Source organism: Streptomyces laurentii (assembly GCF_040635425.1).
Taxonomy (GTDB): domain Bacteria; phylum Actinomycetota; class Actinomycetes; order Streptomycetales; family Streptomycetaceae; genus Streptomyces; species Streptomyces laurentii.
Window position 1 is genome coordinate 14,404 of record NZ_JBEYHT010000015.1, and the last position, 26,740, is coordinate 41,143.

Below are 26,740 nucleotides of genomic sequence, written 5' to 3' on the forward strand. Positions count from 1 at the left end.
CCGGCCCACGCTTCCTCTCGTACGTACGACCCTCCATGGTGCAACGGAACGGGACGGCCGCCGATTCCGGGCCTGGTGACGAGCCTCGGGACCGGGGCGTACGGGATCAGGCGACGGAGCTCGGCACGAACCCGTACGGCAGCTCCAGCCGGTGCCGCGCCATCAGCTCCTCGTCCGTCAGGATGTCCGCCGTCCGCCCGTCGGCCGCGATCACGCCCTCGCTGAGGATCACCGAGCGCGGGCACAGTTCGAGCGCGTACGGCAGGTCGTGGGTGACCATGAGGACGGTGACGTCCAGCGTGCGCAGGATGTCCGCCAGCTCACGCCGGGAGGCCGGGTCCAGGTTGGAGGACGGTTCGTCGAGGACCAGGATCTCCGGCTCCATCGCGAGGACGGTCGCCACCGCGACCCGGCGCCGCTGCCCGAAGGACAGGTGGTGCGGCGGCCGGTCCGCGAAGTCCGCCATGCCGACCCGGGCCAGCGCCTTGTGCACGACGGCCTCCAGTTCGGCGCCGCGCAGGCCGGCCGCCGCCGGGCCGAAGGCGACGTCCTCGCGGACGGTCGGCATGAAGAGCTGGTCGTCGGGGTCCTGGAAGACGATGCCGACCCGGCGCCGGATCTCGGCCAGGTTCCGCTTCTCCACCGGCAGGCCGGCGACCGTGACGCCGCCCGCGCCGCCGGTCAGGATGCCGTTGAGGTGCAGGACGAGGGTGGTCTTGCCGGCGCCGTTGGGGCCGAGCAGGGCGACCCGCTCGCCGCGGCCGACGGTCAGGTTCACGCCGAAGAGGGCCTGGTGGCCGTCCGGATAGGCATAGGCCAGACCGCGCACGTCGAGGGAGGGGTGGTCGGCGGGATGGTCGGCGGGGAGGTCCGTGGGGAGGTCCGCCGAGCGGTCCGTGGGCTGGGAGGTCATAGCGTCCATCCGAGAAGGCAGATCAGCAGAGCGGTGAGCGGGAGGACGGCGGCGTACCGCCACTGGGCGCCGGTCGCGGTGACCTCGTCGATGACCGGCATGCTGCCGGTGTAGCCGCGGCTGACCATGGCGAGGTGGACGCGTTCCCCGCGCTCGTACGAGCGGATGAAGAGCGCGCCGGCGGACTTGGCGAGGACGCCCCAGTGCCGTACGCCCCGCGCCTCGAAGCCGCGCGAGCGGCGGGCGATGGACATCCGCCGCATCTCGTCGGTGATCACGTCCCCGTAGCGGATCATGAACGACGCGATCTGGACGAGCAGCGGGGGCAGCCTGAGCCGCTGGAGGCCGAGCAGGAGGGCGCGCAGCTCGGTGGTGGCGGCGAGGAGGACGGAGGCGGCGACGCCGAGGGTGCCCTTGGCGAGGACGTTCCAGGCGCCCCAGAGTCCGGGGACGGAGAGCGAGACGCCGAGGAAGGTCGTCTGCTCGCCGGGCACCACGAACGGCATGAGCACGGCGAAGGCCACGAACGGCACCTCGATGAGCAGCCGCTTCAGTACGAAGGCGGCCGGCACGCGGGCGCTCGCGGCGACGACGCCGAGCAGGACGGCGTACAGCGCGAACGCCCACATCGCCTCGCGGGGCGTGGCGACGACCACGACGACGAAGGCGAAGACGGCGGCGAGCTTGGTGTGCGGGGGCAGGGCGTGGACGGGTGAGTGGCCCTGCCGGTAGAGCTTGTGCGCGTGTCCGGCGCCCATGTCAGACGGTTTCCGAAGCGGAGGCGGCCGTCCGGTCGGCGGTACGGCGGCGGCGGACGACCCAGAACGCGCCGGTGCCGACGGCCAGGGTCGCGCCGACGCCGATCACCCCGGCCAGACCGCCGGAGAGGCGGGCGTCGGAGACGTCCTTCACGCCGTAGTCGGCGAGCGGGGAGTCCGCGGCGGCGTGCGGCTTGGCCTGCGCGTCGATGCCCTTGTCGGCGGCGACCTTCTCCAGGCCGTCGGGGCTCCCGGAGGCGTAGAAGGAGACGAAACCGGCGAGGACGAGGGCCGTGACGACGCCGGCGATCCACAGCCTCCTCGGCGACCGGGCGGCCGCGGCGGCGGGCCGGGCGGCCGGCGCGGCGTCGACGAGCTCGCCGCCGACGCGCAGCTTGAGCGGGGTGGTCAGGCCGCGGGCGCCGTGCACGAGGTCGGGGCGGACGGCGATGACCGCGCCGACGGTGAGCATGGTGATGACGGCCTCGCCGACGCCGATGAGGACGTGGACGCCGACCATCGCGGTCAGGACCTTGCCGATCGGCACGTCGGTGGTGCCGCCGAGCGCGTAGATCGCGGTGAAGGCGGTGGCCGCGGCCGGCACGGACACGAGCGCGGCGACGAAGGACGCCACGGTGACCGAGCGGCGGGTGCGCGGCAGCACGAGGACCAGGCCGCGGAAGAGCGCGTACGCGACGACGACGGTGACGACGCCCATGACGGTGACGTTCACGCCGAGCGCGGTCAGCCCGCCGTCCGCGAAGAGGACGCCCTGCATGAGCAGCACGACGGCGATGCACAGGACGCCGGTGTACGGCCCGACGAGGATCGCCGCGAGCGCGCCGCCGAGGAGGTGCCCGCTGGTGCCGGCCGCGACCGGGAAGTTGAGCATCTGGACGGCGAAGACGAAGGCCGCGACGAGCCCGGCCAGCGGAGCCGTCCGCTCTCCCCCGTGGCCTTCGGCACCGGAGGTACCCCCGAGTTCTCTACGGGCTCCGCGCAGGGCGACGGCGACGGCGCCGGCGGCGACGAAACCGGCGGCGGCCGATACGGGGGCGTTGATGAATCCGTCAGGTACATGCACAACCGGCATGATAGAGCGCTCCTGCGAATGACTTGCAAGAGCGCGGACGGGACAAGAGCACCCGGAAGGTCCCACTCCGCTCGGGCTTGCGTTCGAGCAAAGCGGGGTAAGAGGTAAGGAATGACGCGTACGAGTGTGAGGAGTACCCCCATGCCCCGCATACCCCGCGCCGAGCACCCCCCGGTGGCCACCGGCCCCGAGGTCGCGGACCAGGCCCAGGGCCTGATCACGGGCGACACGCCCCTCGTCCGGACCGTGCCGGTCCGGCTGCGCTACGACCCCGGCACCGCACCCGAGACCGTCCGCTTCGGCTTCCCCGACGACGTCGAGTGGGCCTTCCCGCGCACCCTCCTGGAGACCGGGCTGCGCACCCCCGCCCGGGGCGGGGACATCGGGGTGTGGCCGTGCGGGCGGGTCCAGACGGTGGTCGAGTTCCACACGGCCGACGGCGTCCAGGTGGTGCAGTTCGACACGACCACCCTCACCCGTTTCCTCAGACACACGTACGCCGCCGGCGCGCCGATCCCGGCGCACTGACGGCGTACGACCGCACCGCGTCCCCGTCCCCACGGGCCCGGCGCGCGACCGGAGCCGGCCGCCCGCTCGTGCGGCGGCTCCGGAGCGGAGGGTCCCGGGTGATCCGCGGACGCGGATCACCCGGGGGATGACACCCGGCCTCTCACAGAGTTCTCACCAGGTCATCGCTGGGCCATCGCCGGCTCAGCGTCGGGTCATCGTCGGGTCATCGCCGGTGGGAGACGAGCTCCTTCTCGGTCGCTTCCGAGCCCGAGCCCTGGTGCGCCGCCCCGGCCGGCGCGCCGGCCGTCACCAGACCCTCGCCCTCGACGTCCACGTTGGGGAGCACGCGGCCGAGCCACTTGGGCAGCCACCAGGCCGCGTGGCCGAGGAGCGCGAGCACGGCCGGGACGATGGCCATGCGGACCACGAACGCGTCGAAGAGGACGGCGACGGCCAGACCGAAGCCGATCATCTTGACCATCTGCTCGCTGGAGCCGATGAAGCCGGAGAAGACCGCGATCATGATCACCGCGGCGGCGCCGACCACCCGGGCGCCGTGCCGGAAGCCGTCGACGATCGCCTCGCCGGGACGTGCCCCGTGGACGTACGACTCGCGCATCCGCGTGACCAGGAAGACCTCGTAGTCCATGGCGAGACCGAAGACGACGCCCACCATGAAGATCGGCATCATCGACATGATCGGACCGGTCTGCTCCACGCCGAAGACGCCGCCGAGCCAGCCCCACTGGAAGACCGCGACGACCGCGCCGAGGGCGGCGACGACGGAGAGCAGGAAGCCGAGGGCCGCCTTCAGCGGGACCAGGACCGACCGGAAGACCACCATGAGGAGCAGGAAGGCGAGTCCGACGACGAGCGCCAGGTAGGGCAGCAGGGCGTCGTTCATCTTCTGCGAGAAGTCGACGTTCATCGCGGTGGCGCCGGAGACCAGGACGTTGTCGCCGGTCGCGTCGCGGATGTCGTGGACGAGTTGCTCGGTCGCCGCGGAGGACGGGCGGTCCTCCGGGATGACCGTGATCATCGAGGTGTCGCCGGCCTTGTTCGGGGTCGGCGGGGTGACGAACGCCAGGCCGTCCAGGCCCTTGATCGCGGAGACGGCCTGGTCGGCGGCGGCCTTGTCGCCGTCGACGACAAGGAGCAGCGGGCCGTTGAAACCGGGGCCGAAGCCGTCGGACAGCAGGTCGTACGCGCGGCGCTCGGTGGTGGAGGTGGGCTTCACGCCGTCGTCCGGCAGACCCATCTCCAGGGACGCGGCCGGTACGGCGATCGCGCCGAGGCCGAGGACGCCGACGAGCAGCACGAGCAGCGGGCGGCGCAGTACGAACCGGGCCCAGCGGGTACCGGCGTTCGGCTTGCCTTCCTTGCCGCCGTCGGCTCCCTTGGCTCCCTTGGCTCCCTTGGATCCCTGGTCGTCCGTCGTGCCGTCGGCCAGGGCCTTGCGCTGCTTGCGGCCGATGACCTTGTCGCCGGCGAAGCCGAGCAGGGCCGGGATGAGGGTGAGCGCGATGAGGACGGCGATCACGACCGTGCCGGCCGCGGCGATACCCATCTTGGTGAGCATCGGGATGTTGACGACGGCCAGGCCCACCAGGGCGATGACCACGGTCAGACCGGCGAAGACCACGGCGGAACCGGCGGTGCCGACGGCCCGCCCGGCGGCCTCCTCCTTCTCCCGGCCCTCGGCGCGCTCGGCGCGGTAGCGGGAGACGATGAAGAGCGCGTAGTCGATGCCGACCGCGAGGCCGATCATCATCGCGAGCGTGGAGGTGGTGGAGCCGAGGTCGAGGGCGCTGGCGAGCGCGGTGATCGTGGCGACACCGATGCCGACGCCGATGATCGCGGTGAGCAGCGGCAGTCCGGCGGCCACGAGCGAGCCGAAGGTGATGACGAGCACGATGCCCGCGATGACCACGCCGACGACCTCGCCGGGGCCGGTCTCCGGCATGCTCTGGAGCGCGTCGCCGCCGATCTCGACGGTCAGGCCCTGGCCCTGCGCCTTCTCGCCGGTCTCCTTGAGCGCGTCGCGGCTCGCGTCGGACAGCTCCATCCCGTTGACCTTGTAGGCGACGGAGACGTACGCGGTCGAGCCGTCCTGGGAGACCGCCTGCGCCGCGTACGGGTCGACGACCTGCGCGATCTCCTTCGAACCGGCCTTCAGATCGGCGACCGTGCGCTCGACCTTGGCCTTGTTCGCGGGATCCGTCATCTTCTGGCCGTCCGGGGCCTTGAAGACCACGCGGGCGGTGGCGCCGTCGGCGCTGCCGCCGGGGAAGCGCTCTTCGAGCAGGTCGAAGGCGCGCTGGGCCTCGGTGCCGGGGATCGAGAAGGAACTGGAGGTCGCGGTCGGCGCGGTGGCGGCGCCGACTCCGGCGACCGCCAGGAGCGCCACCCAGAGCAGGGCGACGAGTCGGCGGCGCCGGAAGGCGGACCGGCCGAGTTTGTAGAGGAACGTGGCCACGGGGGCGTACTCCCGGTGTTGAGGGGGTCAGGGCATGGGGAGCCGGCCCGACGGCGTGAGCGGTGCGACGTCAGGTGGTGCGGATGGGTGGGGAGGGCGGTGTCAGGCGCCGAGTGCGGGGAGCACGACGGCGTCGACGTAGGCGCGGAGGAACTCCAGGTCCACCGGCTTCTCGTCGATCAGCGGGCGGCTGATGAACGCCCCGATCATCATGTGCGGGACGAGCTTCAGCGCCGGGTTCCCGGCGTCGACCTCGCCTCTCCGGACGGCGCGCTTCAGCATCTCGTCGACTCCGGTGATCTCCGGCTCGATGAGCGCGTGGCGCAGCGCCTGAAGCAGTTCGGGGTTGTGGTGGACGGCGTGGATCAGGCTCCGCATCAGCGCGGAGTCCCGCTCCATCTGGCAGTCGTCGGACAGTTCCAGACCGGCGATGAGGTCACCGCGCAGCGTGCCCGTGTCGACCCGGGTGAGCGAGACCGGCTGGTCGTGGCGCACGGCCTTGGCGACCAGTTCGGGCTTGCTCCCCCATTGCCGGTAGAGGGTGGCCTTGCTGCAGTGGGTACGGGCGGCGATCGCGTCCATGGTGAGCGCGTCGTACCCGGACTCGCGGAGCAGATCGAGCACGGCCGCGTACAGCTCGGTCTCCCGTTCGGGAGTGAGCCTGCTGCGTGCCATGTCCGGCCTCCTGGTCCCTGTCCCGTCCGGGACGGATGGGCTGGCGGGTGGGTGTCGAGCCCGAGCCTATCGGCACCGGGGCAAGGGGGACGGCCACGGTGAACGAAACGGTTTCGTACTCGTACGGCTCGACGATACCCGCAAACCCCCAGCGAAACGAAACCGTTTCGTACGTGTCCTGAACCACACCCCGAACGGGAACGATGAAACTGACGTACGAGTTGCCGCACCCCCTTCGCGCGGAAAGCATGAGGACGTGAGTGACGACCGCGCCTACCTCCGCTTCCCGCACCTCCACGGCGAGCTGCTGTGCTTCGCGGCCGAGGACGACCTCTGGGTCGCGCCGCTCGTCCCGGAGGGCTACCGGCCCGAACGGGCCTGGCGGGTCACCGTCGACCGGACCCGGATCGGCCACCCGCGCTTCTCGCCGGACGGACGCCACATCGCCTACACGAGCTGGCGCAGCCTCGATCCGGAGATCCACCTCGCGCCCGTGGACGGCGGGCCGTCACGGCGGCTCACCTACTGGGGATCCACCGACGCCCGGGTGTGCGGCTGGTCGCCCGACGGCGACATCCTTGCCGTCTCCTCGCACAACCAGCCCTTCTCCTACTACTCGTGGGCCTACACCGTGCCCACCGACGGCTCCCCCGGCGGCCGGATGCCCTGGGGCCCGGTCTCCGACATCGCCGTCGCCGACCTCGACGGACAGCGCCGCACCCTGCTCCTCTCCGGCACGCCCCCGCACGAGCCCGCCTCCTGGAAGCGCTACCGGGGCGGCGCCATGGGCCGGCTGTGGCTGCACGGCGAACGGCTCCTCCCCCACCTCGGCGGCCACATCGAGGCGCCCCTGTTCGTGACCACGCCCGTGGGCGAGCACGGCGGCGCCCGGATCGCCTTCCTCTCCGACCACGAGGGCATCGGCAACCTCTACTCCTGTCTCCCGGACGGCACCGATCTGCGCCGCCACACCGATCACGACGAGTTCTACGCCCGCAACGCGTCCAGCGACGGGCGGCGGGTGGTCTACCAGTGCGCCGGCGACCTGTGGGTCGTCGACGACCTGAGCCCCGACGCCCGGCCGCGCCGCATCGACGTACGCCTCGGCGGACCGCGCACCGGCCGGCGCCCCTACCAGGTGCCGGCCGCCCACCACGTCGACGGCCTGTCCGTCGACGAGACCGGCCGGGCCAGCGCCGTCACCGTGCGCGGCAGCCTCTACTGGCTCACCCACCGCGACGGCCCGGCCCGCACCATCGCCGACACCCCCGGCGTACGGGTCCGGCTGCCCGAGATGCTGGGCAGCAGCGGACAGGTCGCCTACGTCACCGACGCCGACGGCGAGGACGCCGTCGAGGTCGCCTATCTGCCCCGCGCCAGCGGCGACCGCGCACCCCGCCGGCTCGCCTCCGGCGTCCTCGGCCGGGTCGAGGAACTGGTCTCCGACCCCGACGGCGAACGCCTCGCCATCGCCTCCAACGACGGCCGTCTCCTCCTTCTCGACCTCACCGAGGAACCCGGCGTCACCTCCCTCTCCCTGCCCGAGACCACCCCGGGCTCCCTGCCGGACGACTCCGGCACCGTCCCGGACACCGGGGACGCCGCCAAGGACGACAACGACGACAAGGACGACAAGGACGGGGACGACAAGGAGCCCGAGGAAGCCGAGGCCGGCGCCGACGCCCCGGACACGCCCGCGGACTCCGCCGAGCCTGCCAGATCTGCCGGATCTGCCGGATCTGCCGGTGAGCCCGTTGGCTCCGCCGCCTCTGCCGACCCCGCCGACTCCGGAAGCGCCGCCGACTCCTCGGACGCCGGAAGCGGGCGGGTCACCGAGCTGATCCGGTCCGTCAACGGGCCCGTCCGCGATCTCGCCTTCTCCCCCGACGGCGCCTGGCTCACCTGGTCCCACCCCGGCATCGGCCGCTCCCTGCGCTCCATCAAGATGGCCCGCATCTCCGGCACCGGGGCCGGTGTCGTCGTGGACGTCACCAACGGACGCTTCGAGGACGAGAACCCGGTCTTCACCCGCGACGGCCGCTATCTCGCCTTCCTCTCCTGGCGCGGCTTCGACCCGGTGTACGACGTGCACACCGGCGACCTCTCCTTCCCACTGGGCTGCCGCCCCTATCTCGTACCGCTGTCCTCCGCGACTCCCTCTCCCTTCGCGCTGCTCCCCGACGGGCGGCCCGCCGGCGGCGGCATGGACCCCGCCGACGAGGAGGCGGGCGCCGGGGACGGCACGGTGACCGTCGAGGTCGAGGGACTCCCCGACCGGGTCACGCCCTTCCCCGTGACCGCGTCCAAGTACTCCGCGCTCCAGCCCGTCGCCGGCGGCGGTCTGGTGTGGCTGCGCTGGCCGATCTCCGGCGCCCTCGGCGAGACCTTCGCCAACCCGTCCGATCCCTCCCCCCGCCCCACGCTGGAGCACTACAACATCCCCAAGGCCCGCAAGACCGAACTCGTCGGCCACCTCGACTGGTTCGCGATCAGCGGCGACGGCTCCCGGCTGGTCGTCGTCGACGAGGGCGAGCTGCGGGCCGTGCCCGCCGCCGAGCCGGGCGACGCCGACTCGACCGTCTACCTCGATCTGCGGCGCATCGTGCACGAGGTGAACCCGGCCGCCGAGTGGCGTCAGGCGTTCGACGAGGCGGGCCGGATCATCCGCGCCTACTTCTGGGAACCGGACATGGGCGGCGTCGACTGGACGGCCGTGCTCGACCAGTACCGGCCCCTGGTCGAACGGGTCGCCTCCCCCGACGAATTCGCCGACCTCCTGCGCGAAGTCCTCGGCGAGCTCGGCACCTCCCACGCGTATGTCACCCCGGCACGGCGCAACGAGGGCCCGCCCCAATACCAGCGCGCGCAGGGTCTGCTCGGCGTCAACCTCCTGCCCCGCGACGGCGGCTGGACGGTCAAGCGGATCCTGCCCGGCGACTCCTCCGACTCCAAGGCCCGTTCACCGCTCGCCGGCACGGGCATCCGCGAGGGCGCGGCCCTCACCCATGTCGACGGCCGCCCCGTCGACCCGGTCGCCGGTCCCTATCCCCTCCTTTCCGGTACGGGCGGCACCACCGTCGAACTCACCTTCACCCCCGCCGAGGGCGAGGGCCCCTCCCGCCGCATCGCCGTCGTCCCCCTCGTCGACGAACGGCCGCTGCGCTACCAGGACTGGGTGGCCAAACGGCGCGCCGTCGTCCGGGAGCTCAGCAACGGCCGCTGCGGCTACCTGCACATCCCCGACATGGGCGGCTCCGGCTGGGCCCAGTTCAACCGCGACCTGCGCATGGAGGTCTCCCGGCCGGCCCTCATCGTGGACGTCCGGGGCAACGCCGGCGGCCACATCAGCGAGCTGGTCATAGAGAAACTCACCCGCAGGATCCTGGGCTGGGACCTCACGCGTAACGCCCAGCCCGTCTCGTACACCTCCAACGCTCCGCGCGGCCCCGTCGTCGCCCTCGCCGACGAGGCCACCTCCTCCGACGGCGACATGATCACCGCCGCCTTCAAACTGCTCCGGCTCGGACCCGTCGTCGGCCAGCGCACCTGGGGCGGTGTCGTCGGCATGACGGGCCGTCACGTGCTGGGCGACGGCACCCAGATCACCGTCCCCATGAACGCGGCCTGGTTCCCCGAGTACGGCTGGTCCGTGGAGAACCAGGGCGTGTCACCGGACCTCGCGGCCCTGCGCACCCCGCTCGACTGGGCCGAGGGCCGGCACGCCCAGCTCGACGACGCCGTGATCGTCGCGCTGGCCCTGCTGGAGGAGAACCCGGCCGCGAGCCCGCCCGGTTACGAGGCCGTGCCCGACCGCTCCCGGCCCAGGCTGCCGCCGAGGTCCAGCTCGTAGGCGATCCCCGGCTCGTCGGCGTCGCCCCCGGCCCGGAGGGTCACCCCGCCGACGGCCCCGAACCCGACCCGGGTCAGCACCGCCCGGGACGGGCCGTTGCCGAGGGTGGTGACGGCGGTCAGCCGGGTCAGCCCGTACTCCTCGCGGGCCAGGCGGCACAACTCCCGTACCCACGTCGTCGCCATCCCGCGCCTGGTGGCCTTCTCGGCCACCCGGTAGCCGAGTTCGGCGCCCCCGTCGGCCAGGTCGACGAGATTGAACCGCCCGAGTATCTCCCCGTCGCCCGCCACCAGCACATGGAAGGCGATCGCCCCGGTCTCCTGCTCGTCGAGCAGGGCCTGGTGCCGGGCGTCGAAAGCGTCGAAGTACGCGTCCCCGCGGTCGGGCACGGACGCGGCGAAGAAGGCCCGGTTCTCCCGCTCGAAGACGAGCAGGGCGGGCGCGTGGTCGGATCGCAGTCGCTCAAGGGCGAGTTCTGTGACGGACATGCGGATCACGGTACGTATCCCGCCGGTTCCGTGCAGCACGTTATCCACAGGCCCCACTCAAAGTCGGATGGTCATACCGCAACTCCCCCGCGCCGGGCCGCGGACACACGAAGGCGCACCCGGCGTCCCGGGTGCGCCTCGCTCACAGGACAGGGCTCAGGCCCGGCGGTCCCGCGGCTCGTCCTGACCGCCCTGGCCGCCCTGCGGCCTGTTCCGGCCCTGCCGCGCCCGGCCCTTGGCCTGCGACGCACGCTCGGACGCCTCGTCCTTCGCGTTGCCCATCTGCTGCCGGGTCCGGTTCTGGAGCTCCCGCTCCTTGTCCTGGAACTGGTCCTTGATGCCCATGAAGTTCACTCCTAGACGGGTGTGAGGGGGGAGGGGGCGTCGCGCCCCCTAGGGCCTTGACCAGCCTGACACGGCCTTTCACCCTGCGCATGTCGATCAGACACGCAGCGTCATGGCCGCGGCGGCCGGTCTCCGGCGCCCTCCCGACCCGTCGTCGGCGCTCACGGCGCGGCCGTCACGTCCGCTCGGCGCGGGTCCGCTCGTCGGCCACGCCGCCCGCGCCCACCAGGCCCGTCGACACCGTCCCGAGCCGCGGCTCGAAGCGCCGCATCTCCCGCTGACCCACGGCCGCGATGACGCCCGGCAGATAGCCGCGGCTCGACTGCATCCCGCGCAGCCACCACTGCGCGTACACATGGGCCGAGCGCCGCTCGATCCCCGCGACGATCCGCTCCACGGCCGGACCGAGCGGATACGTGCGGTTCGCCGGCCACGGCAGCCGGCCGCGCAACTCCCGCATGACGTCGTCCTGGTCGGCGCCCCGCACCATGTCCGTGTCGGTCCACGACAGATAACCGACCCCGACCCGCACACCCTTGTACGCGACCTCGGCGCGCAGGCTGTGCGCGAACGCCTCGACGCCCGACTTCGAGGCGCAGTACGCCGTCATCATCGGCGCCGGCGTCATCGCGGCCAGCGAGGCGATCTGGAGGAAGTAGCCGCGGGACTCCATGAGGACGGGCAGGAACGCCCGCGCGGTCACGGCGCCGCCGATCAGATTGACCTCGATGACCCGCCGCCACGCGACCGGGTCGGAGTCCACGAACGGGCCGCCCGCCGCGACACCGGCGTTGGCGACCACGATGTCGACCTTGCCGAACCGCTCCTTCACCTCGGCCGCCACCCGCGCCATCGCCACGTGGTCGGTGACGTCGGCGTGCCACCAGTCGGCCTCGGTGTGCAGCCGCCCGGCGACCTCCTTCAGCAGCTCCGGCTCCAGGCCGACCAGCGCGACCCTCGCGCCGCGCGCGGAGAGCTTGCGGGCGAGGAGTTCACCGACACCGCGGGCGCCGCCGGTGACGACCGCGACCTGTCCCTCCAGGCTGACCCTGCTCATGCCCCTGCCTCCTCGTTCTCGCGTCCGTCCGTTTCCGCGGCCGTGGCCGCGCCCGCACCCGCGTCGTCCTGCTTCACGCCCAGGTACGTGAGGGTCAGTTCACGGATCCGCGCCGTGACGGCCTCCGGGGCCTCCACAGGTGTCATATGCCCCATCCCCGGGAGCACGGTCAGGCCCGTGCAGTGTGGCAGCGCGGCGGCGAGCCTGCGGGCGTGCACGGGCGGGGTGAGCCGGTCGGCGGTGCCGACGACCACGGCCACCGGCAGCCGCAGCTCCCGTACGTCCGCGTCGAGGTCGAGCGTCGCCAGCACCTGCGACCAGCCGTAACGGGCCCCGCGCGGGCACGCGTGCACGATGTGCGCGCAGGTGTCGACCCGCTCGGGCGGGCTGGCCGGGCCCATCGTCGCGTACTTGAGGATCTTCCGGGACACCGGCGTGACCGGCCCGAGCGGCGCCTTCGCGCCGATGATGGCGCGGGTGAGCCGGGTCCGCAGACCGCCCGGACCCAGCGGTACGACGAGCGACTCGGCGATCAGCCGCGCCGGCCCCGTCGAGCAGAGCAGCGCGGCGGCCGCGTGCTGCCGCAGGAGCGGCCGGCGGGCGGCGGCCATGATGGTCATGCCGCCCATGGAGTGGCCGGCCAGGACGGCCCGTTCGCCGGGGCGGAGGGTGGCCGCGAGCACGGCCTCCAGGTCGTCGGCGAGCGCCTCGGTCGAGTAGCCCCGGCCGCCGCCCGTACCGAGCCCCGCGACCGGAGCCGGGGCCGGCGAGCCGCCGTGTCCCCGCTGGTCGTAGGCGATGACCCGGTGGTCGGTGGCGAGGTCCCGTATCTGCGCGTCCCAGAAGCGGGTGTTGCAGGTCCAGCCGTGGGCGAGGACGACGGCGGGGGCGCCGGCCGGCCCGTACTCCTCGACATGGAGGGTGGCTCCGTCGGCGGAGGTCACCATCGACGTGCGGACGGGCGGGATCCCGGTCGCCCGGGTGGTCACGCGGCTCACTGGACCGCCTCCTTCGCGCGGGAGCCGGCGGCGGACGCCGCCGCGGGGACGGGGGCGCGCAGCACCTCGTACTCGGAGAGATCGACGGTCCGGGTCTCGCGCCGGAACGCATAGGTCGTGCCGGGCCACAGCGTGGTGTTGCGGCCGTTGGCGTCGAGGTACCAGCTGTCGCAGCCGCCCGCCTTCCACACCGTCCGCTGCATCCGGGACTGCACCCGGCGGTTCCACCCGTCGACGGCACCGGGACGGACGGCGAGGGCGGCGCGCCCGCCGAGCGCGTCCAGCTGGCGCAGGTAGTCGGCCATGTAGTTCAGCTGGGACTCGATCATCAGGATCATCGAGGAGTTCCCGAGGCCGGTGTTGGGACCGATGATCGTCATGAAGTTGGGGAACCCGGCGGCGGTGGCGCCGCGCAGCGCCTCCATGCCGTTCTTCCACCGCTCGGCGAGCGTGCTGCCGTCCGCGCCGACGACCCGCTCGGCGATCGGCATGTCGGTGACGTGGAAGCCGGTGCCGAAGACGATCGCGTCGACCTCGCTCTCCGTGCCGTCGGCGGCGACCACGGTGTTCCCGCGGATCTCCTTGAGGCCGGAGGCGACGACGTCCACATTGGGGCGGGTGAGCGCCGGGTAGTACGCGTTGGACAGCAGGATGCGCTTGCAGCCCAGGCGGTACGAGGGGGTCAGCTTGGCCCGCAGCGCGGGGTCCTTCACGGCGCGGGTGATGTTGGCCTTGGCGAGCCGTTCGACCAGGCCCAGCTCGTCGGGGCGCTTGGTGAACGCGCTGACCTGGAGCTCGCGGATGCCCCACAGGATGCCGCGGCGGGCGGCCGTGGTGAACGGCAGCTGCCGGTGCAGCCAGCGCTCGGGGGCGCTGATGGGACGGTCCACGCGGGGCATGACCCACGGGGGCGTGCGCTGGAAGAGGGTGAGCCGGGCGACCCGCGGCTGGATCGCCGGGACGATCTGGATGGCGGAGGCGCCGGTTCCGACCACGGCGACGCGCTTGCCGGTCAGGTCGTAGTCGTGATCCCAGCGGGCGGAGTGGAAGACCTTGCCGGTGAAGCCGTCGAGCCCCGGGATGTCGGGGATCCTGGGGTCGGAGAGCGGGCCGGTGGCGGAGACGACGACGTCGGCGGAGAAGGTGCCGCGGCTGGTCTCGATGTCCCAGCGCAGCTCGTCCGCGTTCCAGGTGGTCCGCGTGACCTCGTGGTTCAGGCGCAGGTGCGGGCGGATCCCGAAGGTGTCGGTGACGTGCTCCAGGTACGCGCGGATGTGGCGCTGTCCGGAGAAGGTGCGCGGCCAGTCGGGGTTGGGCGCGAAGGAGAAGGAGTAGAGGTGGGAGGGGACGTCGCAGGCGCAGCCGGGGTAGTCGTTGTCCCGCCAGGTGCCGCCCACGGAGTCGGCCCGTTCCAGGACGACGAAGTCGGTGATGCCTTCGCGGCGCAGCCGGACGGCGGCTCCGAGGCCGCCGAATCCCGATCCGATCACCGCCACTCGTACGTGCTCGTGCTTCGCCACGCCGCCTCCCGTGCGCCCGGCCAAGATTCCGCCAGCGATCACTGGCACGATTGGACTGTAGGGCACCCGCATACCGAGCGGTAGGGGTTGGGCGAGGGAAGTTACCGGCGGTACAACATAGGCTGACGGTCGTGGCGAAACGATCGGGAGAACAGGCCCCAGGACAGGACGCCGGACGGGCGGGAGGAGCGACCGCACCGGCGCCGCCCGATTCCGGAGCGGGGGCGGCGGGACCGGCGGCCCCCGGAACGGAGACGGCGGGAACGGCGGCGGGGACGACGGACCCGGTACGCGAGTACCGGATGGCCGACCTGGCCGCCGCGGCCGGCATCACCGTACGCACGCTGCGCTTCTACCGTGAACGCGGACTGATCCCGCCGCCGCGCCGCGAGGGCCGGATCGCCTGGTACGACGAACACCACCTGGCCCGCCTGCGCACCATCGCCGCCCTGCTCGACCGCGGCCACACCCTCAACGGCATCGCGGACCTCACCGCCGCCTTCGAGTCCGGGCGGAACGTCGGCGAGGTCCTCGAACTGGGCCCGCCCACCGAGGAGGAGCCCGTCCGGCTCACTCCGCAGGAACTCGCCGACCACTTCGCCGGCGAGGCCACCCCCGAGAACCTGGTCGCCGCCCTCGACCTCGGCTACCTCGCCACCGACGGCGAGGACATCGTCCACATCAGCCGCCGGCTGCTGGACGTCTCCGCCGCCCTCGTCCGCGAGGGCGTCCCGCTGGCCGCCGTCCTGAAGGCGGGCGGACGGGTGCGCGAGCACGCGGACGCGCTGGCGGAACTGTTCACCGACCTGCTCGGCGCGGAGGAGGCGCGACGGCTGCGCCCGCTGGCCAAGAGCGTGGTGGAGGCGGAACTCTCCCTCGCCCTGGACCGGCGCCTGCGCCCCTGACGCACGCCGAGGGCGCGGGCCAGGGGCGCGGAGGCCGGGGGCGCGGGCCAGAGCGGGGCTCCGGCGCTCTACAGCTCGTAGACGACGGTGACGGGCGCGTGGTCGCTCCAGCGCTCCGCATGCGTGGCGGCCCGCTCGACCTCCGCCTTGACGGCCTTGGCGGCGAGCCCGGGCGTCACCATCTGGTAGTCGATGCGCCAGCCGCTGTCGTTGTCGAAGGCCCGGCCCCGGTAGGACCACCAGGAGTAGGGGCCGTCCTGGTCGGGGTGGAGGGCGCGGAAGACGTCCACGTACCCGCCGTCGCCCTCGTCGAGGACCCGGCCGAGCCACGCCCGCTCCTCGGGGAGGAAGCCGGAGCTCTTCTGGTTGGCCTTCCAGTTCTTGAGGTCGGCCTCCTGGTGGGCGATGTTCCAGTCGCCGCAGACGACGACCTCGCGCCCGTCGGCGGCGGCCCGCTCCCGAAGCCCCTTCAGGTACGGCAGGAACTCGGCCATGAAGCGGATCTTCTCGTCCTGCCGCTCGGTGCCGACCTCGCCGGAGGGCAGATAGAGGCTGGCGACGGTGACGCCCGGCAGGTCGGCCTCGATGTAGCGGCCCGTCCCGTCGAACTCGTCCGACCCGAAGCCGACACGTACGGCGTCGGGCTCGCGCCGCGTGTAGAGCGAGACCCCGGCCCGCCCCTTGGCGGCGGCGGGGGCATGAGTGACGTACCAGCCCTCCGGGGCACCGGCCTCGGCCGGCAGCTGAGCCTCCTCGGCGCGCACTTCCTGGAGGCAGACCGCGTCTGCGGAGGTGCCGGCCAGCCACTCGACGAAGCCCTTTTTGGCGGCGGCACGCAGACCATTGACATTCACGCTGGTCACAGTGAGCATCCCGGGAGAATACCGGCACCTCCGGCCGGCACGTGAACGAACAGAAGTGCGATTTACCGAATGAATATCCGCCCGACTTCTTTTGACCACCCCGACGCGGTCAAGCTCAACGACGCCGTCCAGCTGGAGTACGCCGAGCGCTACGCGGACGAGGACGAGGACGGCGAGGGCGATCTCACCCCGCTCGACGCCACGATGTTCGCCCCGCCCCGGGGCCTCTACCTGCTGGCATACGACTCGTCGGACACCCCGGTCGCCTCCGGCGGCTGGCGCACCCAGGACGAGAACGGCGAGGGCTACTCCGACGGCGACGCCGAGCTGAAGCGCATGTACGTCACCCCCGGCGCACGCGGCCTGGGCCTCGCCCGCCGCATCCTCGCCCTCCTGGAGTCGGACGCCCGCACGGCGGGCCGCACCCGCATGGTCCTGGAGACGGGCACGGCCCAGCCGGAGGCCATCGCCCTCTACACCTCCAGCGGCTACGAGCCCTGCCCGAAGTTCGGCTACTACCGCGCGTACGACAGCAGCCTCTGCTACGCGAAGCCGCTGTAACAGCCCGAGGGACCCGAGGGATGTGCCGCGGCGAGAGCCACGTCACATCCCCGGCGCGAGGATGTCCAGCCACACGTCGTACTGATCCAGTTGCTGCACGTAGGTGCCCTTGCCGCCTCGCGCGTTCCGGACATCGCCATACCGCTGCACCAGCTCGCCAGCCACCCGCTGGGTGGCAGCGGGCAACTGGTCGTGGATGGCACGGTGCCAGTCGAATTTCGACTTCGCCCGATGCAGCTGCTCCGGCGGGAGGACCGCTCGACAGGCCGACCAGCAGATCAGGTCCGGGGCGTACTTGATCAGATGTCCAAGCCCCGTCTTCTTCGAGGCCGGCATGTCGTCGAGTGCTTTACGCGCGCGTTCCCACGCCTCGACGGCCCGCTTCACCCCCAGCGGGATCACGCGGTCATGGAAGACGCTCAAATAGAGCGGGGAGCCGATCGCTCCCCAAAGCTCCTGCAACCCGCCCTCCGTCGCCGCCAGGTACGCCGCCTCCGGAGTGGACGCGCCCGAAAGGCAGGCAAGCGCGCGGGTGACCGTCGGCATCGTCAGCAGGTCACGCCGCGGCCCGACCACGACGCCCCGCTGGGGGTGAAACGAGCCGACACCCTCCCAGTCGGCGTCCATGAGGCCCCGGATATTCGGACACCGCAGCAGCCCGTCCTGGGCGGTCGGCTCATTGACGAGCCGACCCGCAACACAATGCAGCCGCCGCACGGCATCCCTGTCGGGCCCGTGATGGATCTCCACGCGGAAGGTCGCTCGCGCCAGGCGCCCCGGGTCATGCGTCGTGGCCATCTCCTCGGCAATGATCCTCAGCCGCTGGAACCCGTCGAAACACTCCACCCCGTACGCGTGGAGCACCTCGTTGAACGGCCGCCCCTCCTCAGGAGCGGCGGTCGTCAACACGCTGCCGGCCCCCAGCACGATGGTGCCCACCGCTCCGAACTCTTCCGGGCACCGCCGGGCGATCTCCCGCAATTGCAGATTGGCCGACGTGTCACCGAGAAAACCGCGTCGCGCCCGCAGACGCGACGCCGCATCAGGTGTGGCGGCCAGCATCGCAAGGTCGGCCGCCGACACGTACACCTCTTCCGCCTCGCTCGACAGATGCATCCGGCGAAGCGGAACCAGCGTGACCATCGGTTCTTCGTGGAACGGATACAGGGCGGAAGAGGCGTCGCGGCGAGTCATGCCCGACTAACTCCCCCACCCTCGCTCAGGGCACGGCCCACGACAGCGAGCACGGTAAAGGAAGAGCTGCCCGATCGTCCCTGGAACGACAAGAATCCCGCCCGATCGTGTGATCGGGCGGGATTCTTGGCGTCTGTCGGGTGTTCACGAGTGGGACTGACCAGCGGTGCAAGCAGGCGTTCAAGGATCGTTCCCCACCCTGCCGGTGATCGTTTCCCACGTACACTGCCGGGATGCCGCAGAGGAGCCCGGTCCGGGTCGATGAGGGTGCGCTGTTGGACCGGCTCGGTCCTGATGCCACGAGGTTCGACCTGACCGGCGCCTCGTTGATCGTCGGTGCCACGGAGATCCAGATCATCGCCGACGCCAATGACGACCCGGCGTCCAGCGGCGTCTGGAGTCGGGACCAGTTCCGTCTGGTCGGCGAGGTACCCGCAGACATCAGCGAGGCGCTAACTGGCTACCGGGACGTCTGGAGCTTCGACGAACTCCGGCAGCGGCCGGTGAGCATCGCCATCAGGGTCGGTATCGGTTGCTTGCTGCTCGGACGAGCCGAGTTCCGCTACTGGGGGCCCGGCCGCTACGAGTTCGAGTTCATCGAGCCGCTGGCCAGCGGGGTGCTGGAGGTGGTCCGGCCCTCCGCTCCCGATCCGGTACTGCCCACACCGACGTGGGTGGATCTCGTGGCGGCGCGTCCACAGGAGGCGTTGACGCTGTTCGTCGAGTCGTGGTTCGCCCGGTCCCGACAACCGAGCATCAACACGTCGGCGGAGGCCGTGCCGGCCGCGCTGGCTGCCTTCTACCGCCTGGCCGAAGAGCGGCCGGGAATCCTGGGTTCGCACAACTACGTGCACGAACCGGAGCCCGACCGGTGTGGCCGGGGCGAGGAGCACTTCTCGTTCGCCTGCGAGGGGCAGGGATGCTGGTCATGGTGCTGCCCACGCCGTCCGGACACGGAGAACGGAGAGCACACCGTCCTGCTCGTCCGGGACGACGAGGCACTGCCCGAGCAGGAGCCGCTGAGCAGGTTCCTGCTCCAGTTCGTTCTGCACGAGGCGACCTTCAGTGCTCCTTATCTCGCACAGGCCGTCGCCTCCGCCGACGACATCGTCCCCCTGCTCCGCTCCGTGCTGCGGGACGTCCCGCTGCGGCCCTTCATGGCACCACTCGATCCGACGACTTTCCTTGCCGGCCCCGGCATCGTGGTCGCACTCTCGGACGGCCCGGGAGAGGACGGCGAAGCCGCCGTCAGCATCGGCGCCCTCCACCGCAGCGCCCTGCGCCCTCTCGGGCAGTTCGACGTCCCCTGGATCAGATTCGATGGCTGATGCCTTCCCGCCCCCGGAGGAGTGGGATGCTGCGGCGGCGGACTGCGGACCGGCAGCGGACCGCTTCCGGGACGAGTGCTTCGAGCCCGGTCTGCGGCGCATCTTCCGGTCCGTGGTGACCGATCGGATACCTACCGACGAGCGGCCGCCGCACAGTGCTCTGCTCTTCGGTCCGGAGTTCGGGCCCTTCGCCTCAGACCGCGAGTTCGCAAGCGACTTCTACAACGACATCCACCACCAGGGCATCAGCAACGCGTACACCGCACAGGCGGTGCCCATGGTGGCCGCCCTCGCCTCCGACGAGCGCGTTCCGGCTGATGAGCGAGCCAGCCTGACGACTCTCCTCTTCCACATCGCCGCCGAGACCGACCGCCTCACGGCGGACTGCTGGCCCCGGCAGCACCCGCAGACTGATCCAGCCGCAGCTGCCCGGTCACGCGCAGCCGTCCGGCGGACGCTTCCAGAACTGGCGGCCCGTTGGGATACCGCGTCCCTGGGTGTCCGCCTCGCTCTGGCCGCCCTCTGCGCCAGCTTCCCCGAGGAGCCGGCGTCATTCCCCTTGCTGGAACGAACGGGAGCATTGGCAGAGGACCTGCACGACAGCCGGCCGCTCTCCGGCTTCCTCCGCTTCGCACTGCTCACTGGCACCGCCCCGGAAGAGGCACTCCACACCCGGGTCGACGAGCTGACCTCCTCCTACTGGAGAACCACCCCACGCGAACTCCCTGCCCGGCAACGGGCAGTGCACCTGCTCGACCAGATGCTGGCCTGGCTCCGGTGGAAAGTGCTTCCCAACCTCGCCGAATGACCGCGCCGGTCACCAGACGCATCGAGCGGCACGCGGAAACGACGAAGTCCCAACGTGCTCACGCATCAAGGTCCTGGGCCGCTGACCGTATTCTGCTGCCCTGAGTCCGTGAAGGAGACATATGAGGCCCTCTCCCGGCGTAGGCGTTCACCCTGACCTTCCCGGCACTCTCGTTCACTTCACGGGACGCCCACGAAGCAGCGATGACCATCCCCCGGCTCATGCAAACGGGACCGCCGAGGATCGACTGGTGGGCATCCTCCGTGAGGGAAAGATTCGCGGGAGTGTGCCGTACCGCCAGAGCCAGGCTGTGGTCTGCCTGGGCGAGCCCTCTGATGCCGCTCGTCGGGTCCTGCTTCGCGACGGTGTTGGCCCGCGCGGGCCGTACGAGCCGTGGGCGCTTCTCCTCGACCGCGAGGCTCTCATAGCCGCTGGTGCCCGGCCCGTGCTCTATCTCTCAGACGAGGAGTTGCTCGCGACTGATGGAATGCCAGCCCGATTCCGCGGTCGGCGAGTGCGCTACGAACCCGGATCCGCCGATTGGCTGCACGAGCGCGAATGGCGGCTTACGTTCAACGACGACGAAAGTCCCGACTTCGTACTCACGGCCGATGCCGTCGCGGGCGTCATCGTCGGCGAACAGGGTTGGATGCCCCCGAGCAACTTCGATGAGCAACCCCTTCCCCACGAGCTCTTCAACTATCCAGAGGCTCTCGATTCGAAGCCACGATGGTGGTGGGACGGCAAGAATCTCGTGGAAGACGGAACATTCGCACTTCGCGAGCGGTATGAGTACGAGAAGTGGTTCCTTCTCGACTTCATGGGCCTCATCTGAACGATGATCGTCCCCTGTGGATGATGGTGGTGTGACGAGCATCAGTGGCGACCATGTGAAGGTCCACTTCCGGATGGATGTGGACGAGGACGGCTGGCCGCCGGCGAGCGTCGAGAGCCTGTGGGCGGTGGATCTCGGTGACGGCACGGTGCGGTTGGATAACACGCCGTGGTTCGTACGTGGAGTTGCCAGCGGGGACATCATCAAGGTGGAGCCCGACAGCGAAGGTCTCCTCTGGGCAGGAGAGACGGTCCGAGCCTCGGAGAACTGCACGATCCGGCTGATCGTGTTGAAGGACAGCGGATCAGCTGCTGCTAGGCAAAGCGTCCTGGAGATCTTCCACAAGCTCGGCACGACGGGCGAGGGTATCGAGCGGTACGGGATGGTGGCGCTCGATATCCCGCCGCAGGCGGACCTGCAGCGGATCCGCAAGCTCCTGGAGCACGGTGAGGCGAAGGAGTGGTGGCACTGGGAAGAAGGGTGCGTCACTGCTGCTTGGAGGGCTACGACGACGGAGTAAGGACTGCCGCAGCGGGCGTCTGCACTCCGAGGCTTGTCCTCAGTGACGGTTTGCGTCGAGCCACTCGTCGCTGTTCCACATGACGGGCATGGCACCGACAGGTTCGAACTTGATGTTGGCGTCGTTGCTGTGGACCAGGCTGAAGAAGCGTCGTTGGAGTACGGCCGCTTGGCGGGCCTGGTCGGCGATGATGTCCAGGACGACCTGCGCCGCCCTGGGGCAGGTTGCCGCGAACCGGTCATAGTCAGAGAAGACGAGGACCAGCCCGGTGCCCTCGGGAGCATCGTCGTAGCCGCCGTAGCAGGCCACGTCGCCAAGGCAGTCGTTGAGCGCATCCAGGTTGTGCCCGTAGTAGTCGGGGAAGTCCAGGGCCGCGGCTATGGCACGGTGCATGTCTCGCTCCGTGTTCCATTGGCCGGCTCCCAGACGGATCACACGGAAGCCGCGCTCTTCGAGACGTTCGGTCGCCTGTGTGAGGAGACGCTTGCGCCAGAAGAGGGTGACGAAAGTGTTGATCATGTACTCGATGCCGGGAAGCCGAATAGTCGTATCGGGTGGCGTCGGATTCTGCGCCACGTCGCTCCGGTAGGCGTCGAGGAGATGGAAGAACTCTTCGACGGGAGTCGAGCCGTCGGGGGTGTTGCGTTCGATGTCGGCTGCCCAGCCGAGCGGGCTGTTGCCGCCGAGCCGTGTCCCGAGCCACTGACTGAAGACTCCGCCATGCCAGAAGTCGCAGGGGTCGTCGATGGAGTGCACGCCGAGGGCTACCTGATAGCCGATCAGCATCGTCTGCAGATCGTGGAGTGAGCCGCCGGACAACCACATGCCGGGCCGGAGACGGATCTGGTCCAGGAAGTCGTACACGTCCGTGCAGTCCTGCCAGTGCTTGGCCGTGGTGGCCGGGAGGTCTTCGGTCGGCATGTTCCGACCCTACGGTGCGAACGGGTGCTGTCGTCGGTCGGAGGGGTGCGATCGCAAGGCGATCACATGCGGTCGGTTGGGGGCATCTGCGGTCACCCTCTGCGATCTTGCTGCGCCCGCCCCTACGTTTGGCTGGGGCCTGGAGTGCCATCGGGTTCTGGGGTTGGCGGGTGAAGGAGGGGCCGGTGTGACGTCACTGTTCAAGCGTCTGGATCAGGAAGAGGCGGTCGTTCGTGGTGAGTTGGCTGCACTGCGCGAGAAGATCGCTGTCGTCGAGGAACGGCTGGCTCACCTGACAATCACACGCGAGACGCTGCTGTCCCTGGCCGTCGAGGAGTACGCCAACCAGGGCGACGACGTCACGCAAGAGCCACCAGAGGTCCCTGCGGACGAGCCGGTGGCGGATGGCCCTGCCTCCGATTCCCAGCTTGCCGACGCAGAAGTACCTTCCAGCGGGTCCGCGTCTACCGCCCCGTTGGAGTGGGAAGAGGCGCGCGAGCGGATGCTGGTGCTGCTGGCGGGAGCTGGGCGGTCGATGAAGGTGCAGGACATCGCTGCGGCGATCGGCGAGGACGTCTCGGACACGTCGAAGGGGCGGCGGGTGGAGACCACTCGGTCTCGGCTGAAGCGGCTGGTGAAGGAGGGCCGGGTAGTGGAGGGCCCGACGGCCTGGTTCGCGATCGCTCCGACCGATGCCGGTGATCAGCAGCAGGGGGACGCTCAGGGGTGAACCGGGGCCGCGAGCGCGCGGCGTTTGAGGTGGCACCGCCGAGTCGATTGGCGTCTCTCGGCGGTGCCGGGTGCGTGAGCGCCCGTCTGGCAGGTGGCTCCCGCGTGTTCGAGGGTAATGGAGGTCTTCTCCCCTCGATGCGCGGAGCCGCGAACTTCGTCATGCCCGATCGCTGTTTGGCGTTTTCGGGCGTGGATCGAGGCTCAATGCGTTCTCTTCCGATCGATGTTAATGCTGTGCGGCCACAGGTTGGCGCCGGTGAAGTGGGCGAGGCGGGCAACCGTTGCCACGTCCGGCCAGGACCGTCCCGCGAGAAGATCGGCGACGGCCTGCCTGTTCACTCCGGAGCCGGCAGCGGTCGCACGCAGGCTCAGGCCCCGGTCGCCCAGGACCGCGGTGAGAGTGCGTGCGATGAGGCGCACCGCTTCGGCAGCGACGTCGGAGCTCGGCTGTTCGGGCCAGGCTTCCGGATTATCGGTCAGCTCCCGTGGGGAGCGTGCGCGGGCGCGTCCGCCGACCATGCGCGCACCATCCTGTCCGTTGAAGTCGATCAGCTGTGGAATGGCTGCTTGTCCAGCCGGTATGCATGGACCGTGGTCCTTGATCCCGTCACGTCCGCGAAGATCACCCGCTACCGGCCCAAGAACGTTCCGCCCGCCTGGGCCGAGGTCGCGCCGCTGGTGCGGTCGGTCGTTACCGCAGCCGTGACGGCCGTGCCCTATGACGTGGAGCGGCTGCTGCACGTCGTCGGCAGGCTGGCACTGTGGGCAGAGGCGCTGGGGATCGAGCGGTCCGCAGATGCATGGTTGCGCAACGAGGCGATCGACGCATTCGTGCTCTCGCGGACCGGGGACATCGAGCCGTCGTCGGTACGGACGTACCGGACGTGGCTGTTGCGCGTACGTGACGCCTTGGCCTGGAGCGAGCGCGGCGAGGCGCCCTCGGCCCGGATGCATGCCGAGGCCAGCCCCTACCAGCCCTACACAGCATCCGAGTTGGCGGGCTTGCGGCACTGGGCGACTCATCTGTCCGGTCAGCAGAGGACAGACGCGCTCGCACTGCTGGGGCTGGGTGCCGGGCTGGGACTGACCCCGAAGGAGGTCGCCGCCAGTCGAGGCATCGATCTGCGGCGCCCTCGCCGGAACGGGCCACTGTTGCACAAGGGCGTCGAGCGGCTGGTCCCGCTTGTCGCCCGGGCCGCCTGGGACCCGGTTCTGGGTGAGCTGGCCGAGAGGGCAGGTGGCGGGTACTTGTTCCGGCCGAGGCGGACCGTCGAGTACTCCAAGAACTTGATCGGCTCCTGGTCCCTGATCCACCGGCCGCCGCAAGATCTGCCCGCGATGTCGGTGGGCCGGCTGCGGGCGACGTGGATCGTCGAGCTGATGCGCGCGCATATCGATCACCATCTGATCGCCCAGGCAGCCGGACTGGCTTCCGCCGCCTCCCTGGCCCGCTGGCAGCACCTGGTGCCGCCCGTGGACGAGGTGACCGCGGCCCGGCTCCTGCGGGGCGCGGAGGAGAGGTGACCAAGCCCCGGGCATGGCGGAACCCGGAGAAGATCAGAAGGTGTCGACCACGGTCTGTCACCGATGCCCCCTTCGAGATCCCCGAGTCGAAGGTCGGCCAGCTCGATGCACTTCTGCACGAGTCCGGAGTGCTTGAGCTGATCGACCCCGAGCTGCAAGGCCGTCCAGGTCCGAAGGGGCTCCCGGTCCGGACCGTGCTGGTGGGATTGCTGCTGGCGTTGCACTATCACCGCAGCGCCAGCCTCGCGGACGTCTGCAGAGTGCTGCTCGATGAGCTTCGTGCCCCCGCGCGGTCGTGGCTCGGCGTCCCGGACGCCTGCCGTGCCGACGACCATGCCAGGATCGCGTTCTCCCGCCGCGTCTACCGCTCCTTCGACCGGCTGACCACCGCCCTCGACCCCTTGCGTTGTGACCGGCGGCGTCGGCTGCCGGCGGACGAGGCCGCAGTCGTGGCCGCTGCCTGGGAGGACGCAGACGCCGAGCACACACGTCGGCGGGAGCTTCTGCAGGAGGTCAGTGACCGTCTGGTGCTGATCACCGTCCGCCTCGCCCACCGCCGGGGCCTGTTCAAGGGCTGGCGGGGCGACATCGCCGCCGACACCACCCCGATTCCCGCCTGGCACCAGCCGGCCCGCGAACGACGAGGCCTGGCCTCCATCGAACTCACCGCCGGCTGGCACTACTGCGGAGGCTCCGAAGAAGGAATCTTCGGACACTCCGCCAGCCTCCTGGTCGCTGCCAGCCGACGTCACCCCGGCGGCCATCGGCAGGCAGGTGAACGTGTCAGCCGTCATCCGCAGCTCGCGCTCGGCCTCGTCCTGGACACCCCAGGCAAACGCATCGGCCCGAACGCGGTCCACTCCCTCGCCCAGCTTGCCCCGTTCGGCTTCCCCACAGGTCTGCTGGCGGCCGACCGCGCCTACACCGACCAGATCACCGAGCACTTCGCCCAGCCGGTTCGCACCATGGGCTACCAGCTGGTCCTCGACTACAAGCAGCAGCACCGGGGTGTCCAGGGGACTCACCAGGGTGCCCTTCTCGTCGACGGGTCGCTCGCCTGCCCCGCGATGCCGGACGCACTGGCCCGCGCGACCGCAGGGCTCGACGACAAAGCTGTACGCGGCATCGACGACAGCAGCGAGCTCCGCGATCTGATCGCATCCCGGGAGCCGTACTTCCTCAAGCTCAAGGAGTCCGCGAACGAACGGGGCGCGATCAGGCTCCAGTGCCCGGCCAGCGGACCCTCCCCCGCCGTGTCGTGCCCCCGCTTCAACCAGGTCCACCGCGTCCTGGCACCACGGCCGGCCGTGGTGGACCTCACCAGCAATCGGGCCACCGCCGCGCACAGCGCGGCCAAACCCACCGTCCCGATCCCCCAAGGCGAACGGCTCCGCCCCCTGCCCAAAGGCGAGCTGCCGCGAATCTGCCAGAAGCCCACGATCACCGTCCGGCCCGGCGACCTCGGCAAACTCGACAAGTTCCGCCAAGACCGGCACTACCTCCACCCCACCTGGCAGGATGCCTACCGGCCCGAGCGAGCGAACATCGAGGGCCTCAACGGCAGGGCCAAGAGCCACGGCATCGACATCTCCGACCCCATCAAGCGCCTCGCTCACGGCCGGGTCGCGCAGACCATTCTGCTCGCACTGATGATCTGCAGCATCAACCTGCACATCCTCTTCACCTGGCAACAGACCACTGGGACCGCAGAAGCTGTTGCCACCCACGAACTCGCCGCGATCGCCGGACCGGCAGCCCGGCCACCCGACGCCACTGGGCTGCCTCCGCCCACGGGGCAGGAAATCCGCGAGACCGCCTGACACGTCTGCACCACCGGTCGGGATCGCGCATGCCCGCCGACAGCCC

24 protein-coding genes are annotated in these 26,740 nt (G+C 70.8%); 10 read left to right on the forward strand and 14 right to left on the reverse strand.

Annotation, left to right across the window (positions count from 1 at the left end; translation table 11 throughout):
* Positions 1–106 precede the first annotated feature (106 nt).
* From ABZ693_RS12400 to ABZ693_RS12410, 3 genes are read right to left on the reverse strand one after another with little or no spacing between them, the layout of a single operon-like run.
* Positions 107–913, reverse strand: a complete 807-nt coding sequence (locus ABZ693_RS12400) for an energy-coupling factor ABC transporter ATP-binding protein (RefSeq protein WP_359875815.1) — start codon at positions 911–913, stop codon at positions 107–109.
* Complete coding sequence (gene cbiQ, locus ABZ693_RS12405) at positions 910–1,671, reverse strand: cobalt ECF transporter T component CbiQ (protein ID WP_359875816.1); 762 nt, start codon at positions 1,669–1,671, stop codon at positions 910–912. Before cbiQ ends, ABZ693_RS12400 begins: the two co-directional genes overlap by 4 nt.
* 1 nt (position 1,672) lies before the next feature.
* Positions 1,673–2,755, reverse strand: coding sequence for an energy-coupling factor ABC transporter permease (locus ABZ693_RS12410; protein WP_359875817.1), 1,083 nt, complete (start codon positions 2,753–2,755; stop codon positions 1,673–1,675).
* 150 nt (positions 2,756–2,905) lie between these two features.
* Here ABZ693_RS12410 and ABZ693_RS12415 point away from each other — a divergent pair, with 150 nt between their 5' ends.
* On the forward strand, positions 2,906–3,292 hold the full coding sequence (locus tag ABZ693_RS12415) for an SsgA family sporulation/cell division regulator (RefSeq protein ID WP_359875818.1): 387 nt from the start codon (positions 2,906–2,908) through the stop codon (positions 3,290–3,292).
* 205 nt (positions 3,293–3,497) lie between these two features.
* On the opposite strand, the gene ABZ693_RS12420 is transcribed toward ABZ693_RS12415, so the two are convergent.
* Both ABZ693_RS12420 and ABZ693_RS12425 read right to left on the reverse strand, forming a co-directional pair.
* The gene (locus ABZ693_RS12420; RefSeq protein ID WP_359875819.1) at positions 3,498–5,750 is read right to left on the reverse strand and encodes an MMPL family transporter; all 2,253 of its coding nucleotides are present in this window, start codon (positions 5,748–5,750) and stop codon (positions 3,498–3,500) included.
* 102 nt (positions 5,751–5,852) lie between these two features.
* Positions 5,853–6,425 carry a TetR/AcrR family transcriptional regulator gene (locus ABZ693_RS12425; protein WP_359875820.1) on the reverse strand — a complete coding sequence of 191 codons (573 nt, stop codon included), beginning with the start codon at positions 6,423–6,425 and terminating at the stop codon, positions 5,853–5,855.
* A gap of 256 nt (positions 6,426–6,681) precedes the next feature.
* Between ABZ693_RS12425 and ABZ693_RS12430 the strand changes: the two genes are divergently transcribed.
* The gene (locus ABZ693_RS12430) at positions 6,682–10,275 is read left to right on the forward strand and encodes a S41 family peptidase (RefSeq protein WP_359875821.1); all 3,594 of its coding nucleotides are present in this window, start codon (positions 6,682–6,684) and stop codon (positions 10,273–10,275) included.
* On the opposite strand, the gene ABZ693_RS12435 is transcribed toward ABZ693_RS12430, so the two are convergent.
* The 5 genes from ABZ693_RS12435 to ABZ693_RS12455 all read right to left on the reverse strand — a co-directional run bounded on the left by ABZ693_RS12435 (position 10,218) and on the right by ABZ693_RS12455 (position 14,683).
* Positions 10,218–10,763 (reverse strand): GNAT family N-acetyltransferase, encoded by a 546-nt coding sequence (locus ABZ693_RS12435; protein ID WP_359875822.1) that lies wholly within the window; start codon positions 10,761–10,763, stop codon positions 10,218–10,220. The two genes, ABZ693_RS12430 and ABZ693_RS12435, sit on opposite strands and share 58 nt — an antisense overlap.
* 156 nt (positions 10,764–10,919) lie before the next feature.
* A complete protein-coding gene (locus ABZ693_RS12440; protein ID WP_359875823.1) occupies positions 10,920–11,108 on the reverse strand; it encodes a hypothetical protein in 189 nt (62 codons plus the stop codon).
* Between the two features lie 175 nt (positions 11,109–11,283).
* The gene (locus tag ABZ693_RS12445; RefSeq protein WP_359875824.1) at positions 11,284–12,165 is read right to left on the reverse strand and encodes an SDR family oxidoreductase; all 882 of its coding nucleotides are present in this window, start codon (positions 12,163–12,165) and stop codon (positions 11,284–11,286) included.
* On the reverse strand, positions 12,162–13,163 hold the full coding sequence (locus ABZ693_RS12450) for an alpha/beta fold hydrolase (protein WP_359875825.1): 1,002 nt from the start codon (positions 13,161–13,163) through the stop codon (positions 12,162–12,164). The genes ABZ693_RS12445 and ABZ693_RS12450 overlap by 4 nt, the downstream gene beginning before the upstream one ends.
* The gene (locus ABZ693_RS12455; protein WP_359875826.1) at positions 13,160–14,683 is read right to left on the reverse strand and encodes a flavin-containing monooxygenase; all 1,524 of its coding nucleotides are present in this window, start codon (positions 14,681–14,683) and stop codon (positions 13,160–13,162) included. Before ABZ693_RS12455 ends, ABZ693_RS12450 begins: the two co-directional genes overlap by 4 nt.
* Positions 14,684–14,985: 302 nt before the next feature.
* Between ABZ693_RS12455 and ABZ693_RS12460 the strand changes: the two genes are divergently transcribed.
* Positions 14,986–15,588, forward strand: a complete 603-nt coding sequence (locus ABZ693_RS12460) for a MerR family transcriptional regulator (protein WP_359875898.1) — start codon at positions 14,986–14,988, stop codon at positions 15,586–15,588.
* A gap of 68 nt (positions 15,589–15,656) precedes the next feature.
* On the opposite strand, the gene ABZ693_RS12465 is transcribed toward ABZ693_RS12460, so the two are convergent.
* Complete coding sequence (locus tag ABZ693_RS12465; RefSeq protein WP_359875827.1) at positions 15,657–16,460, reverse strand: exodeoxyribonuclease III; 804 nt, start codon at positions 16,458–16,460, stop codon at positions 15,657–15,659.
* Positions 16,461–16,520: 60 nt separating this feature from the next.
* Here ABZ693_RS12465 and ABZ693_RS12470 point away from each other — a divergent pair, with 60 nt between their 5' ends.
* Positions 16,521–17,012, forward strand: coding sequence for a GNAT family N-acetyltransferase (locus ABZ693_RS12470; RefSeq protein WP_359875828.1), 492 nt, complete (start codon positions 16,521–16,523; stop codon positions 17,010–17,012).
* 42 nt (positions 17,013–17,054) lie between these two features.
* Here ABZ693_RS12470 and ABZ693_RS12475 read toward each other — a convergent pair whose 3' ends face one another.
* A complete protein-coding gene (locus tag ABZ693_RS12475) occupies positions 17,055–18,206 on the reverse strand; it encodes a hypothetical protein (RefSeq protein WP_359875829.1) in 1,152 nt (383 codons plus the stop codon).
* Between the two features lie 233 nt (positions 18,207–18,439).
* Here ABZ693_RS12475 and ABZ693_RS12480 point away from each other — a divergent pair, with 233 nt between their 5' ends.
* The 4 genes from ABZ693_RS12480 (at position 18,440) to ABZ693_RS12495 (ending at position 21,697) form a co-directional block, all read left to right on the forward strand.
* Positions 18,440–19,534 carry a hypothetical protein gene (locus tag ABZ693_RS12480; RefSeq protein WP_359875830.1) on the forward strand — a complete coding sequence of 365 codons (1,095 nt, stop codon included), beginning with the start codon at positions 18,440–18,442 and terminating at the stop codon, positions 19,532–19,534.
* Complete coding sequence (locus ABZ693_RS12485; RefSeq protein ID WP_359875831.1) at positions 19,527–20,342, forward strand: hypothetical protein; 816 nt, start codon at positions 19,527–19,529, stop codon at positions 20,340–20,342. The genes ABZ693_RS12480 and ABZ693_RS12485 overlap by 8 nt, the downstream gene beginning before the upstream one ends.
* A gap of 250 nt (positions 20,343–20,592) precedes the next feature.
* Positions 20,593–21,177, forward strand: coding sequence for a hypothetical protein (locus tag ABZ693_RS12490; protein ID WP_359875832.1), 585 nt, complete (start codon positions 20,593–20,595; stop codon positions 21,175–21,177).
* Positions 21,178–21,208: 31 nt separating this feature from the next.
* Positions 21,209–21,697 carry a DUF4265 domain-containing protein gene (locus ABZ693_RS12495; RefSeq protein ID WP_359875833.1) on the forward strand — a complete coding sequence of 163 codons (489 nt, stop codon included), beginning with the start codon at positions 21,209–21,211 and terminating at the stop codon, positions 21,695–21,697.
* A 39-nt stretch (positions 21,698–21,736) separates the two neighbouring features.
* On the opposite strand, the gene ABZ693_RS12500 is transcribed toward ABZ693_RS12495, so the two are convergent.
* On the reverse strand, positions 21,737–22,618 hold the full coding sequence (locus tag ABZ693_RS12500; RefSeq protein WP_359875834.1) for a barstar family protein: 882 nt from the start codon (positions 22,616–22,618) through the stop codon (positions 21,737–21,739).
* A 187-nt stretch (positions 22,619–22,805) separates the two neighbouring features.
* Here ABZ693_RS12500 and ABZ693_RS12505 point away from each other — a divergent pair, with 187 nt between their 5' ends.
* Positions 22,806–23,348, forward strand: coding sequence for a hypothetical protein (locus ABZ693_RS12505; RefSeq protein WP_359875835.1), 543 nt, complete (start codon positions 22,806–22,808; stop codon positions 23,346–23,348).
* A 203-nt stretch (positions 23,349–23,551) separates the two neighbouring features.
* Here the strand turns inward: ABZ693_RS12505 and ABZ693_RS12510 are convergent, their stop codons facing one another.
* Positions 23,552–24,889, reverse strand: coding sequence for a helix-turn-helix domain-containing protein (locus ABZ693_RS12510; protein WP_359875836.1), 1,338 nt, complete (start codon positions 24,887–24,889; stop codon positions 23,552–23,554).
* Between ABZ693_RS12510 and ABZ693_RS12515 the strand changes: the two genes are divergently transcribed.
* Entirely contained in the window at positions 24,871–26,694 is a 1,824-nt protein-coding gene (locus tag ABZ693_RS12515; RefSeq protein ID WP_359875837.1) for a hypothetical protein, read from the forward strand. The genes ABZ693_RS12510 and ABZ693_RS12515 overlap by 19 nt on opposite strands.
* Positions 26,695–26,740 lie beyond the last annotated feature (46 nt).